The sequence below is a fragment of the Pauljensenia sp. UMB10120 genome, assembly GCF_030212035.1.
Taxonomy (GTDB): Bacteria; Actinomycetota; Actinomycetes; order Actinomycetales; family Actinomycetaceae; genus Pauljensenia; species Pauljensenia radingae_A.
The window spans coordinates 66,346-80,497 of sequence record NZ_JASODH010000008.1; the positions used below are offsets into that span (position 1 = coordinate 66,346).

General features: G+C 58.8%; 10 protein-coding genes. 2 read left to right on the plus strand and 8 right to left on the minus strand.

Translation table 11 applies throughout. From position 1 onward, the window contains the following. Nucleotides 1–41 precede the first annotated feature (41 nt). Entirely contained in the window at nucleotides 42–2,741 is a 2,700-nt protein-coding gene (locus tag QP093_RS08445) for a glycoside hydrolase family 172 protein (RefSeq protein ID WP_285016092.1), read from the plus strand. On the opposite strand, the gene QP093_RS08450 is transcribed toward QP093_RS08445, so the two are convergent. The 7 genes from QP093_RS08450 to QP093_RS08480 all read right to left on the minus strand — a co-directional run bounded on the left by QP093_RS08450 (nucleotide 2,721) and on the right by QP093_RS08480 (nucleotide 10,167). Continuing rightward, nucleotides 2,721–3,671 (minus strand): 4-(cytidine 5'-diphospho)-2-C-methyl-D-erythritol kinase, encoded by a 951-nt coding sequence (locus QP093_RS08450; protein WP_285016093.1) that lies wholly within the window; start codon nucleotides 3,669–3,671, stop codon nucleotides 2,721–2,723. The two genes, QP093_RS08445 and QP093_RS08450, sit on opposite strands and share 21 nt — an antisense overlap. Then, nucleotides 3,664–4,602, minus strand: coding sequence for a 16S rRNA (adenine(1518)-N(6)/adenine(1519)-N(6))-dimethyltransferase RsmA (gene rsmA / locus QP093_RS08455; protein WP_285016094.1), 939 nt, complete (start codon nucleotides 4,600–4,602; stop codon nucleotides 3,664–3,666). The genes QP093_RS08450 and rsmA overlap by 8 nt, the downstream gene beginning before the upstream one ends. Before the next feature lie 27 nt (nucleotides 4,603–4,629). Beyond that, entirely contained in the window at nucleotides 4,630–5,958 is a 1,329-nt protein-coding gene (locus QP093_RS08460) for an aggregation-promoting factor C-terminal-like domain-containing protein (RefSeq protein ID WP_285016095.1), read from the minus strand. Nucleotides 5,959–6,047: 89 nt separating this feature from the next. Further along, nucleotides 6,048–7,175 (minus strand): resuscitation-promoting factor, encoded by a 1,128-nt coding sequence (locus QP093_RS08465; RefSeq protein ID WP_350309987.1) that lies wholly within the window; start codon nucleotides 7,173–7,175, stop codon nucleotides 6,048–6,050. A gap of 147 nt (nucleotides 7,176–7,322) precedes the next feature. Beyond that, on the minus strand, nucleotides 7,323–8,246 hold the full coding sequence (locus QP093_RS08470; RefSeq protein WP_285016097.1) for a TatD family hydrolase: 924 nt from the start codon (nucleotides 8,244–8,246) through the stop codon (nucleotides 7,323–7,325). Between the two features lie 78 nt (nucleotides 8,247–8,324). After that, the gene (locus QP093_RS08475) at nucleotides 8,325–9,596 is read right to left on the minus strand and encodes an HNH endonuclease signature motif containing protein (protein ID WP_058236189.1); all 1,272 of its coding nucleotides are present in this window, start codon (nucleotides 9,594–9,596) and stop codon (nucleotides 8,325–8,327) included. Between the two features lie 106 nt (nucleotides 9,597–9,702). Beyond that, nucleotides 9,703–10,167: a maltose acetyltransferase domain-containing protein gene (locus QP093_RS08480; protein WP_058236243.1), complete on the minus strand. Its 465-nt coding sequence runs from the start codon at nucleotides 10,165–10,167 to the stop codon at nucleotides 9,703–9,705. Nucleotides 10,168–10,290: 123 nt separating this feature from the next. Here QP093_RS08480 and QP093_RS08485 point away from each other — a divergent pair, with 123 nt between their 5' ends. Beyond that, entirely contained in the window at nucleotides 10,291–12,822 is a 2,532-nt protein-coding gene (locus tag QP093_RS08485) for a DUF4268 domain-containing protein (RefSeq protein WP_058236190.1), read from the plus strand. 447 nt (nucleotides 12,823–13,269) lie between these two features. On the opposite strand, the gene QP093_RS08490 is transcribed toward QP093_RS08485, so the two are convergent. Beyond that, on the minus strand, nucleotides 13,270–13,953 hold the full coding sequence (locus tag QP093_RS08490) for a hypothetical protein (RefSeq protein WP_257525367.1): 684 nt from the start codon (nucleotides 13,951–13,953) through the stop codon (nucleotides 13,270–13,272). Nucleotides 13,954–14,152: the final 199 nt, after the last annotated feature.

A 14,152-nucleotide genomic window follows, 5' to 3' on the forward strand; every position in this document is an offset into this window, starting at 1 on the left:
CGAAAACGAAGTGGCGATGCCGCCACTCGACCCAAGGATCAATGATGAATCACCTCTCTCGACCGGGAAAGATCGCACTGGCCGCGTCAACAGCCCTGCTGCTCAGCATCGGCGGACTCGCCCAGGCAGCGCCACCCGACGAAAATCCCACAACAGGTTGGCAAACCTACACTGACATCACTCACCTTCCGGAACTGAGCACCGGCACGCAGAGCCGCCAGTTCTCAAGCTTTGATCGCGAAGGCGGCAACGACCACGACGGATTCAGCGGAAAGTACTCCTGCCTGCGCACCACCGATGAAGGATGCGTGCTGGCAGAAGCCACAGGCGCCGGCGAAATCCAATCCATCTGGTCAACGTGGGATCGTGGCGACGTCACCAAGGCCGGCAACATCATCATCGAACTCGACGGCACAGTCGTTCTCAATGCACCGTTCCAGGACGTTGTCGAAGGTAAAGCCGGCGCACCGTTCATCTATCCGTTCGTCGCCGACAAGATGCAAACCTCCGGTGGCGTGTACATCAAGATCCCCATGCCCTACCGCGAATCCATGCGCGTCACGGTGCAGAACAATCCGTTCTTTTACCATGTGTCGTACCGCTCGTTCGCCACCGCTGACGGCATTTCGACCTTCGATCCCTCCAACGTGCCCACCGACCTGCTCGAACAGACTAAGACTTGGGGTACGGAGTCGCCGGCCTCCCTCGTCAATGAGCCGAACCTGCACGCAGACTTCAGTCTTGCTCCGGGCGAATCCACAACAATCGCGACGCTGGATGAACCCGGAATGGTCCAGGCCTTCACCCTTGGTCTGCCAGGCCTCAAGGGCGCGCCGGCACCTGAGCGCATGAACGATGACGGTCGCGCAACGAAAGATTCGACCAGCTTCACCGTGGCGATTGATCCCGCGAACGAGGGAGTCACGCTCACGCGCCGCTATGACCCGATTTCACCTGATCAGAAGGCACGCATCCTGGTTGACGGCACGCAGGCCGGCCAGTGGGATGGCACCGAAGGCAAATCAGGGGTGTGGCGCGAAGAATCGGTTGAACTGCCCGCCGACGCCACCGCAGGCAAGTCATCGATCCGCATCACCAACGAGTTCATCTCTGCGGGCAACGACTTCAACGAATTCCGCTACTTCGTCGACTCCAAGGTGGGCGGCGACATGATCCGGACCGACGAAGTCGACGTTGGCGAGGGAACCGACGAATCGCGCGCCTCTGAACAAGCTCACGACTATTCGATCGTGAACGAACGTTGGCACGGAGACCGGACCTATGCGCGCGAAAATACAAACCCCGCTGACGCCGAGCAAATCGCGGCGTCCGACGATTTCCTGACGAATACACATATCCAGATCCACGCCGACGGCCAGTTGACCGTCGACGCGCCGATCGGAGAATTCTTCGGTACCGGTCTGGGTCAGGCGCCCGTTACCTCGCTGATGTTCGGTGTCGATCCCGAAACAGGGACATATTCGTCGTGGTGGCCGATGCCGTTCGGCAAGACGATGACGATCTCACTGGTCAACAACTCTCAGTACACGCTGAACAACGGTACGTGCGATGTCACATTCAACGCGGATGCGAGTGTGGCCGAGCGTTTGAGCGGACCGGTCCCCTCCCTCGGATATTTCTACGCCACGCACCACGCGGGTCCGACCGAAGACGGGCGCGACTGGGTGTTCCTCTCAACTGAAGGCCAGGGCCGCTTCATGGGAGTCAGCCACACCATGTCCTCGTCACAGGGCGACGGCAACGTTCGCGGCTACCTGGAAGGCGATGAGCGCATCTACGTTGACGGGCTGCGCACCCCACAGTGGCACGGCACCGGCAGTGAAGATTTCTACGAGGGTGGCTGGTATTTCGATTACGGACCGTTCTCCGCATTTACCAACGGTGCGCCACTGGAGAAGATCGCTGGAACGTACGGCTGTGACTATCAGTGCGACTCGGCCTACCGACTGCTGATCGGTGATGCGATCGATTTCCAGAGCTCGATCAGCGCCGGATTGGAGCACGGGCCGGATAATCGCCATCCAGCTGAATACTCTTCGACCGCTTTCTGGTACGGCCACGCGGCTGCGCCTGTACTGACCCTTACTGATTCACTCAACATCACCGACGTGGACAGCGAGGCGGCTCACGCGTACTCAGGTGGCGGCGAACCGCGCTCCCTGACCAGCACATTCGAAGGCAACGATGACACGGTCAGCGTGACCGATTCTCTGCGCGACTCGGCTGATCCGATCACTTTCACCGCGGCAGTCAAGAAGTCGAATCAGGGTGTACGCCTGCATCGCATGTCGGACCAGTCGAGTGGCTATCAAAGCGTCGATGTGGCCGTGAACGGCATGCATGTCGGCACGTGGCTGCAGCCCCTGGCCAATCAGACTCATCAGTGGCTGGAGGACACGTTCGAAATCCCCCGCGCCATCACTGAGAACGTCGATAGCATCACGGTTGAGCTGACTCCGCGCGATGGTTCGGCACCGTGGAGTGCTGCGCGCTACGAGGTGTACACGATTGGCGGCGAAGAGGCGGCGACGCCAGTCGAACCGCCGGAACCGGCTGAACCGCCCGCACCGCCTACATCGCCCACGACTGGCGAGCGTCCTCAGGCCGACAAGCCGCCTCGCCTCAGCGCGACCGGCTCGTCTGCACCGATCCTCGCACTCACAGCACTTGGAGCGCTGGGCGCAGGAGCGTGCGCACTGTCAGTTCGCAGACGCCACTGAGCCGTGGGCGGGGCCGCGCGTGGTGATGACCCGATCAACCTGATCAACCTCACGCCATGCTGCGGCCACGCTGTCAGCGGCGCGTTCGTCGGCAACGAGGGCTGCAACTGTTGGCCCCGATCCGGACAGGATCACCGCGAGCGCGCCGCTTTCGCGTCCGATCTCAATCGTGTCGGCCAGTTCGGGTCGCAACGTGAACGCGGCCGCTGCCAGGTCGTTATGTAAGTAAGGTGCCGCCTCGCGCGCACTGGCGGTGAGTGCGGCGAGCGTCTGTTCGTCTGGCCGGGTGAGTTCGGCCCATTCACCCATCTCATCGCGCCGCCTGAAAACCTCCGGCGTCGATAAACCTTCGTGGGCGGTTGCGCATACCCACAGGTGTTCATGTTCGCTGTCCAGGACCTGCATATGGTCGCCATGCCCGGTTCCCAGCGCGATTCCGCCGACCAGGCAGGCCGGCACATCCGCGCCCAGCGTGCGGCCGACCGCCTGGAGCTGATCTGCGTCCAGTCCTAATTCCCACAGTTCGTTGCAGGCGACGAGGGTGGCTGCCGCATCCGCTGACCCACCGGCCATTCCACCGGCAATCGGCACGCGCTTATCAACGTTGATCCTCACGCCTGCCGCGGTTGACGCCCACGGGCCGCTTTGCGCCAGGCGCTGCAGGGTACGCGCGGCTCGTGCCGCCAAGTGCCGGTGCGGGTCGAGCTCGTTCATCATGGCGCTTGCCTGACCGTCTACCTCGCCCTCTGGCGTGTACACGGTTGTCGATACCGCGATTCCGGGGGTGCGAGCCGTTGTCACTGTGACGGTTTCACGCAGGTCGAGCGCCTCGAACACGCTGATCAGCGGGTGATATCCGTCTTTTTCCGGCGCGCCGACGCGCAGCAGCATGTTGACTTTGCCCGGGGCGCTGGCCTGAGCTTCACGCATGTGCCTCTCCGTTTCGTGTGGAGGTGTAGGCTCCCTCGGGCGTGGAGGGATCGTGTCTGGCGGCGACGATAAGCCTGCCGAGGTCGACGAACTGGTCGATGGACAGCGTTTCGCCACGAGCCTGCGGGTCGATGCCGGCACGGGTGAGAAGGTCGGCGGCCGCTTCCCCCGATCCCGCCCAGTCACGCAGGGCCGCGCGCAGAGTCTTGCGTCGTTGCCCGAATGCGCGGTCGATCGCATCGAATGTGGCGTCGCGCAGGACAGCGTCACCCAACGGCTCATCGCGCCTGGTGAGCCGCACCAGTGCGGAATCAACGTTCGGAATCGGCCAGAACACGGCGCGCCCGATGCTTCCGGCTCGTTCAGCGTGGCCGTACCACGCGGCTTTCAGGGAGGGAACACCATAGGTTCGTGAGCGGGGCCCGGCGACGAGGCGGTCGGCAACCTCTGCCTGCACCATAACCAGGACATCGCGCAGCGTCTCGAAGCGTTCGAGCAGTCGCAACAGTACCGGCACAGCCACGTTGTATGGCAGATTGGCGACAAGTTTGGTGGGCGCAGCGTCGCCCAACTCGTCCGGCGTCACTTTCATCGCATCCATACAGGTGACGGTGAGGCGCTCTGTTGCCTCGGGCATGCGGGCCCGAACGGTTTCCGGCAGCGCACGAGCCAGGCGTGGATCAATTTCGACCGCATCGACATGTGCGCCGGTTTCCAGGAGCGCCAGTGTGAGCGACCCCAGTCCCGGCCCGACCTCAAGCACGTGGTCATCTCTCCCTACGCCACCTGCTCGCACGATGCGTCGAACGGTTCCGCCGTCGTGCACGAAGTTCTGCCCCAGCACTTTGGTCGGGCGAATGTCGAGGGCAGCCGCGATTGCGTGGATCTCGGCAGGTCCCAGCAGCGCGGATCGTTCGTCTGTTTCGTTCACGTCACGAGGGTATCGCGTGAGCGCGGATCAGTACCAACCGACAGAATTGGAATGCCCAAGCGCGCCGCATGGGGTTCCGTAGCGGCCGGCGATGTATCCCAGGCCCCACGTGATCTGCGTGGCCGGATTCGTCTGCCAGTCAGCACCGGCAGATGCCATTTTCGATCCGGGGAGAGCCTGCGGAATACCGTAGGCGCCTGACCAGGCGTTAGCGGCATAGGGGTTCCAGTGCGATTCGCGATCCCACAATGTCAGCAGGCACTGGAATTCACTGTCTGACCAGCCACGCTGACTCATCATGTGCTGCGCGATGCCGCGCGGATCTTCGCCCGAGTATGTTCCGGTCGGTGTCGAGCTGATCGTCAGCCCTTCGGCTTCGGCGATGCCACGAATCTCATCGAGTTCGGCTTGGCTTGAGATGTCACCGGGTTTGGCTCGGAATCGTACGGACTTGCGGCCATCTGATTCAGTGCCTTCTTCCAACTGGGCTTTCGGATCGATGCCGGCGGCCAGGAGAGCTTCGGGCGTGACTTTCCTGGTGCCGACGGTGACGATTTCCGGTCGCGGTTCCGCTTTCTTGTCGGCCGACAGCACGGCTGAGTAGGTCACTTCGCCGTCGACTGTTTCCTGCCACACCACAGAGCTGTTGGCACCGTGTGTGCCTTCCTGTTCAACGATGCGTTCGCCTTCGAACAGTGCGTCGGACTTGCGTTCTTCTTTCGAGAAGTTCACCGGGGTGTCTGTGCTGACGCGTCCGCGGGTGACGGGCTGGACGCGCACGGACAGTTCGCCGTTTGCCGATTCGAGGGTGACCCGGTCCAGCGGTGACAGCTTGATTCCGTTGTTTTCAATGACGTGTCGTATGTCCTGGCCTGCCCGGACGGCAACATTCTGGATCACGTTGCCGTTTGTTTCAATGACTGGCAGTGTGCGTGCGCGTGATACGAGCGGTTGGAGTTCGGCTCGCATCGAGGAGCGGCTCGCGCCTATCGCCACGGTGGATCCGTAGGTGTCGGCATCTGCTAGGATCGTGTCAATTGAGCTGGACGTCGACCATACGGTGCGTTCTTCGCCGTCGATCGTCAGGTCGTAGGGTTTGGCCGTGCGCACAACGACATGGTCAACTGACGCGATGTTTTCGCTGGGTGTGGGCGAGATCAGGTCGTGTTCACCGACCTGTACGTCGATGCTGGCGAGCGCGTCGGAGACTGTGCCGCCCCACACGGTGACAGGCTGACTGACTCCGTCGACTTCGAGCATCACTGTGTGACGAGCCTGAGCAATACCACCAACCGCGATGCCGGCTACTGCAAGTGACGCTGCACTTGCTGTGGCAATGATGCGTCGCGGGGTCACGGCAGGCTCCTTCCAATCGGCTGTTCCTACCGTAACCGTTTTGTGACTATTTGTGGAGTCGGACCGGAAAATTGTGGTGAGTTGCGCGCTCAGTACAGGCCGAGGCTTGCCGCGCATGCTGGCCACTGGCCCCATCCAGCTGCCGCCTGCAGTGCCTGAGCGCGGGCAGTTTGCTCAGCTGCCGATGCGTCCGAGGGCAGGCCGGTGCCGCCCATCGATTGCCACGTGGGCAAAGTGAACTGGTACATGCCGTAGAATCCGTTGCCCGTGTTGGTCGCCGGATTTCCGCCGGATTCACACTGAGCCAACGCGGCCCACACGTCCGAACCAGCAGTGGTTGCGGGAGCTGCAGTCGGCGTGGAAGCTGTCGTCCTCTGTTGGGCGGCCGCTTTCTTCGTTCCCACCGCGACGATCTTGCTTTGCGGGTCGGTCTTGCTTGTCGATACGGCTGCCGACACGGCGATTTCTCCGCCGACTTTTTCCTCAAAGTACTTGGTCGTCACCGAGCCGTCTTTGCCTTCCTGAATAACCGACGTCGCTCCTTCAATCAGGGTGTCGTCTTTTCGCTCTTCAGTTTGGAACGGCACTGCGTCGGTCTGCGTGCGGTAGCCGCGCTCAACTCGTGTCACGATGATCGTGATGGTGCCGCCGCGGTTTTCCAGCTTCACGCGGTCCAACGGGCTTGTTGTGACGCCCAAGCGAGCCAGGATTGAAGCCGTGTCGTCACCGGTTTCGGCAGCTGTGTCAAGGGTCTTGCCGTCTACCTCAACCTTGATGCGTTCGCCGGGCGCTGCCAGCGGCAATGTGGCACGGGCAAAGGATCGGTCAGCGGCGATGATCGCTGTGCCGTGCTGGGAGAATTCGTCCAGTAAATCGGCCATTGATCCTGCTGTGGACCACAGTTCCACCTGGTTCCCGTCCAGATCCACCGTGTACGGCGATGCAGTCCGTACAACGACGGTGTCACCGTTGGATACTCCCTCGCCCATCGCCGGTGCGACCAGATCGTGAGGGCTGACTTCAACGCCTGCAGCATTGATGACGTCTGAGACGGTGCGGGAGAATCCGCTGACGGGCTGCGAGACTCCGTCGACCTCGAGGGTCACGGTGTTGTGTGCTGCTGCTGCGCCCACTCCGGCCACGCCCACAACTGCGAGCGATGCGGCGGATGCGGCTGCGATAACGGTTCGTCGGCTCGGTGAGAATTCCAAATTCACAAGTGTCCTGAGGTCGTTCGGCTCCGTCGGGCAGACGGACTGACTGGTGCCACACTAATAGGTTTTACCCAAACGTGACATCCGACGTCGCACATCTCACATGCGTCGCGTTTGCTTTTCGCCGTCGCACGTGGTTGCGTCCACCCCTTACGTCCACGCGCCGTACACGTGTGTCGTATTGCGCCACAACCGGTCACACGCAGCAGCTTCGTCGACGTTCCATAGCTCGGCAACTGCCCGCACGGTGTGGACAATTGAGTAAGTCGCGTTCGGATGACCACGCCACGGCACTGCTGTGAGATAGGGCGCATCAGTTTCGACCAGCACGAGTTCGGGCGGAAGTTCGACCAGCGCTTGACGAAGGTGGGCGTTAGCCGGATACGTCATATTGCCGGCAAATGACGCATACCACCCGTTCTTCGCCAGTTCGCGCGCCATTGCCGCGTCGCCGGAGTAACAGTGAAAGACGATGAGCTGGTCGGCCGTGGCGGTTTCGTTCAGGATCGCGAGTGTGTCTTCATGCGCATCACGATCATGAATTTGCAACGGCAGGCCTGCCGCGGCTGCGAGTCGAATGTGCGCGCGGAATGATTCCGCCTGCGCTTGTTTGCCGGCATCGGCTGTACGGAAGTAGTCGAGTCCGGTTTCACCGACGGCAACGACGACCGGGTCATTCAGACGCCGTTCAACCTCCGTGAGTGCTTCGTCCAGCGGAACGTGGTGCTGTTCAACGTGCGGGACGAGGCCATCTGGCGACGGTTCAGCAATCCCGGCATGCAATGCTGCTTCGTTGGGATGAATCGCAAGCGCCACTCGTATCGCGAGGCCGGGCGCGCCCTCACGCGCAAGCTGCATCGATCCGTGGAAGTCAGGGATTTCGCAGGCAGAGGTGATGAGTCCGCGCACACCGACCTGCTGAGCGCGCTCGAGCTGTTCGTCAAGCGCCAGCCTGATTCCCTCAGCGCGAGGAATCTGTTCCTCATACAGCGGCAGATGAGTGTGGTTGTCGATCACATGACCTTCGAGCGGTTGCGCAGCTGGTGGCCATTCGCGCTTCTTTTTCTTCGACACCGGACCGGTCACTTCCTTCACTGTGGTGACGTGCTTATTCCTCTGAACCGATCCTAACGAACCCGCCGCGTTTGCGGCTCATTCCCCTTGAGGCGGCATATGTCCGCGATAGCGGGTAATTCCGTTGACGACGTCGTACCGGAAGCCGAGTGGAGTTGTCCACTGGTACACACCAGGCTCTGGCTGGTCGAGGTCCCAACCTGCATGCGTTTTTGCACGGTGAACACTTCGCGACAGTGGACCCAGATTCGCCAGATTTGTTTGCCCAGCCGAGCCACCTTCCTCATATGGGACCGTATGGTCCAGGTCGCACGAGGTTGAGGGCGTGTTCGAGTAGGGGAATACCTCGAACGGTTCACGCTGAAGCAGTGCCCTGCGCATCGTCGATGTCGGATCGTGCCGGTCACCGGCAGGCAGCGATGAGTAGTCAAGGACGGGGCGAATCGTGACCCGAGTATGCGCAAGCATGGATGCGAGTTGCGCGACGGGAACAGAACCGCCGTCGTCGATACTCGCGCAGTGCGGCGAATCCGGGTAGATATGAGCAACGATCTCAGCTCTGCGCTCAGTTTTCGCTTCACGTCCATTTAACAGTGCCCCCGCCTGCTCGGGGTTCGCCAGCAAGCCGAGTGCACGCGAGCGCCGCTCATCAACCGACTCATCTGGATGCGAGGCGGCCAGCGCAGATGCCAGACTTGCGACGGTGCGGTCAAGATGGAGGGCATCTGTAACGGCGAGTTGCGCATGCATATAGGCGCTGCCAGCTCCCTCGTCCATGTCGAACACGACGCGTCTGGCACGCTCGGCAAGTTCTGCACGCACTTCGATCATCTGCGGGGCAACGCGGGCGATCAGAAGGTTCACGTGACGGGTGATGCGCCCCTGGTTCCATGAGCCGATCTGTCCGAGCAGTTCATCGAGCGTCGCGCATTGAGATTCGCCGAGTGTGGACGTCAGCGAGTGAACATGGCAGGCCTTCCAGACGGGGATTTCAGCATCCATGACTCGGTCCCACAGTCTCGGGAGGCGGAAGCGGACACCAAGTAGCGAGTAGAGTTCCTGCAATGTTTGAGAGGGTGAGCATCCTAAAGCGGCAGCAAGTTCGAGATGGGCGAACTCGGCAATGAGCGGGGTGCCGCTGCTTGAGCGCGGCACAAGAGCCTGCTCTCCTTTGAGCGCGGCAGTGACCGTCAGAATCGTGTCGATGATCATGCGGGCGCGCTCAGCTTCAGCTTTCCGCCAGCGGGCATCCGCCTCGCGCAGTGCGTTCACCTGCTCGATGGCAGCATCAAGCTCACTGGCGGAACCGCCGCCGTCGGGTGCACCTGCACACACACAAGTATCGAACATGTGTTCTATTGTGAGGGATGGCATGTGCATCTGCGTCCCACGAACACCACTTAACGGGACACAATTTAAGTGATGTGTGTCACATTTGAGCCAGCAGGGCGGCTTCCTATTTTCCGTTCAGCTGCGCGTAGTCAATGCGGCGATCTTTGAAGTGGAACTCCTTGTCGCGGTCATTGATTCCAGGCAGGATATTGACACCCGCACCGATCCAGCAGCCTGAGCCGATGCGAACCGGCATGTTGTACTGGTAGCCCTTTCGGCGAAGCTCCGGGATAATCGGGTGTCCCGCCGCTGAGATGGTGACGTTCGGGCCGAACATCGTGTAGACACCGACGTAAATGTGTGTGTCGTCTACGCAGGTGAAGTTGAAGTTGACGTAGATGTTGCTACCGAAGTTCGCGTAGAACGGAGGCTCGATGTAGCAGTTCTCCCCTATTTCAGCGAACATTTCCTTCATCATCGCCTGGCGTTTGACCTGTTCGGATGGGCGCAGCTGATTAAATTCGTGGAGCCGCTCGAGGCATTTCGTTCTTGCATGACGCTCATCGCGCAGTCTTACTTGTCGTGTCAAAGGCGGCTGGTCTGCGAAACATTCTAGAAAAGTCACTGCCTCTTCGCACAGCTCAATGCCACTAAGACGCCGCCGTGCGGTACAGTGCCTCAAAGAACTGTTCGGCGAAAGGCGCCCGCTCTCATGACTATGAACGCATCGGCTCGTTCGCTCATCGGGCTTGTGACAAGCCAGAACTTACGTTTCGTCATCCCTGTCTATCAACGCCCCTACTCGTGGGACGAGGAGCAATGCGAACAATTGTGGGAAGACGTGTTGTCGGTTGGAAAGCGCCCAGATGATAAGCACTTCACCGGTTCTATTGTGTGGATCCAAGATGGTGTGATGTCGGAGGTGACGCCGCTTCTCTTAATCGACGGTCAGCAGCGAGTCACAACTGTCGTACTCCTCATGATTGCGCTGGCTCGATACGCTAAGAACAACCCTGACGAAAAGCTCAACTTTTCCTACTCTCGGCTGGTCAACAAGGGGTACCTGATAGATGACGACAGGCATGGTGACGAGCGTTACAAGCTGCTTTTGTCTCAGGGCGATCGAGCTACCCTTATCTCGTTGCTCGAGCATTTAGTGGACGAGGACTATCGAGTCGTCAACAACTCATCACGTTTAATTGCCAACTTGGAGTTTTTCGAGCGAAAGCTGGCCGCCCTCGACAATCCGAATACAATATGGGATGGTCTGCAGCGTCTTGAAGTTGTATCGATTTCTCTGGATGCAACTCGCGACAATCCTCAGCTCATTTTCGAATCGATGAACTCGACAGGTAAAGATCTTTCGTCAGCCGACCTGATCCGAAACTTTGTCCTCATGGGATTACCCCGAGGCGAACAAGAAAAGCTCTATCAGAACCACTGGCGGCGTATTGAGCAGACCCTTGGCGAAGACACATACGACAGAGTTTTCGATGAATTCATCAGAAACTATCTGACCATTCTGTATGCGCCTGAACCGCTCACGCGTAAAGATGTGTACCCCATTTTCAAGCGCCACGTCACCGAAAACGGGTTTGCCAAGAAAGGGCGGATGGTCAACCTTCTCAGTGAAATGGAAGACGTTGCTCGCTACTACGCGGCAATCACCTCTGGGACCGAGGAGGACCCCCAGCTCAAAGAGCACTTCGACACAATAGCAACACTGGATATGAGCGTCCTCAATCCGCTCCTCCTGTCGTTTTATCAAGATTACGAGGCAGGAGCCTTCGAAAAAGAAGATTTTATCCGCCTGCTTCGTCTGACCGAAAGTTACGTCTTGAGGCGAGCAATTTGCGATGCTCCCACAAATTCGCTGAATAAGTTCTTTCCCAGCATTATCGGAAATCTCAATAAAGTGCAGGAAGAGGGCGGTGATTACGTCGAAGCCTTCCAATCGTTGCTATACATGGCAGCGGGGACCACGCGGCGTTTTCCAACAGATGACGAGTTTTCGCATGCACTACTCACGCGTGACTCTTACCTCTTCAGAAAGTCTTTCTTCCTGCTGACAAATCTTGAGAATTTCCACCACCCTAAAGATCCTCACGATTTCGCATCCGGCTCATACACAATTGAGCACATCATGCCGCAAAATGCGCTTGCTCATTCTGAATGGCGCCAGGCGCTGGGCGAGGCCCCTGAGGAAGGCTTTGAAGCCCTCGTCAACAACATCGGCAACTTGACTGTCACTGCCTACAATTCCGAACTTTCCGACGGTACCTTTACTGAAAAGAAGGAACGCTGCATCGGCGGTTACGCCAACGAATACATGGCGATCTCAGCAGAACTGAAAGATGCAGAGTCATGGGGTGAAGAGGAGATACGAAACAGAGCAGAAAACCTGACTGCAATTGCGCTCAAGCGCTGGCCAGGCCTTGATGTTTCGCCCGATACAGCCGAGCGATACGTCGCGCGCAAGCAGCCAGACAGACGCGCATGGCGAGTCACGATTCATGACCTCGTATCGGCAGGACTTCTTCATGTCGGCGACGTGCTGGAACCCGGTTCTGATCGTTTCACGCAAACAGTGACACTCACCGATAGGGGCGATTTAATCTTGCGCAACGGTGAGAAGTTCTCGAGCCCATCCTCGGCAGCTAGTCGCGTCATCGCCCTCGAAGGAGGTTCTGGAGGACGAAACGGATGGGACTTTTGGCGTCTGAATGACGGTGGTCCCAAGTTGAGCGAAATTCGCCGACGCTATGACGAGGCAGCGACCACGAGCCACCGCGACGCATCCATGGTGGAATTTTGGAACGGTTTCTATGAATACTGTGCGAATCGTCCTGGCTTTACCGAAGCTTTCCGCGACCCGTCGACACGTGAGCCTAATCGCGATAACTGGGCCTCATTTGGCATTGGTCTGCGAAAGTGCGATTTAACAGCATTAGTACGGTTGAGCGGGCAAGAAGTGGCCGTCCAGCTCCACTTTTCTGACGAAGAAAGCTACAAACCCGTCCTCGCACGGCGATCCGACATCGAGAAAGAACTGGAATTCCTCGAGGGTACGTTTGAGTGGGACGAGGGCGACCTCGACAAGACGACCCGCGTTGTGAACGTTGCACGCCCAGCCGATTTGACTGGTGATTCAGTCAATGAGGTGTACGAATGGCTGGCCACAGGTATGCACGCATTGCGGAAGGTAGCGCATCAATTCATAAAGCGGAATCTAGCCTCGATCTAACCCGCTACTCCCACTCTTTCACGCTCGTTTACTGTTGCGTCATTCCAGTTGACTCCAGTTGGCTCGTCGATTTTGACCGTCATACCACCGAATCCCGCTGCGTGACCTCGCGTAGGCGTTTGGGACAAATCCTGGGACAAAAGCGCGAACTATTTCGAAACCGCGAGCCCGCAGTTTCATTTTTGACCCGGGGACAAGAATGGGCTGGTTTTGAGGCTCAGAAACACCCGAAATGGATGCCAAAAGCAACAATCATCCTCATCGACGCCCGTTTAACGAAGTGAATCGTAGCCAGCGGCTTTATCGTCATGCGTTCCCGCAGGTCAGAAGGGATACACAAGAGCGATGACTGAAAGAATCGTCGCAGGTGGCTTCGTGCATGCCCCTAATCACGCTTCGGAACTGCTCAATAAGGCTGATCGCTTCACTTAGTGAACAAAGGAGCCCTCAGTTGATCGGAGCTCGAAAATCAACGATTCCCCAAGTCAGGTACTCCCATTCCCCTTTTTCCTTATCGAGCTCAGGATACTCGCTCAAAAACCTTTCAACGCCCCTTTCCATGCGCGCAAGCAGGGCAGTTAAGTTGATGTTGATCTTTATGCGGCAATCGCCTTCAATTCCATTCGCCTCTGGTGAGCTGGTGGCTCCATATCCAATGACCAGCTGGCTGTCGTCGTTGAAGACCTGTATATCGATCGAATGGAACGGCGAGTATTTTGCCCCCGCGCCGTCAACAACCGAAGATCCGGTATGGAGCACAGCGTTTCGCAGCTGGCAGAAATCGGATGCGGTGAAGTTGTCTTCCCGCATGAGCGCATTCATCGTTCGCTCGATATGGTCTCGACTTTGCTCGCGAGATCGGTCGATGTCGTCAGCCACAGGGGTGCTAGGAAACCCGAGATACCTCGTACACCAATCTCGCTGACCATCTTTATTGCTAGAGTCGATCAAATTCGAACAGACATCTGGAATGGTGACCAGAACCGTCAGGCATGAGATTAGCAGCCCGGCATCGAACGCCAAGCGAGCCTCCCCGATGAGATTTCTCGGCGAGCGCTCAATAATCCGCGGGGCGCCCTGGGGCGCACCCGCTTCGTTTTCGGAAACAGGAAGCAACAGGTCAAGCTCCAAGCACATCGGTTAACCCTCAATCTCTATGCTCTCGCCGCCACCTTTCGGAACCAGCTTCACAGAGTAATCGAGCTGCGCTGCCGTTTGACACAAGGTCTCCACCTTCATAGTCTTCGACTTTAGGCGCTGGTCTAGCGCCTGCGGGGTGAGACCGAGATCGATAGCAAGGGAGCGTTGGGAGCGGCCTTGCTCCTCGAGT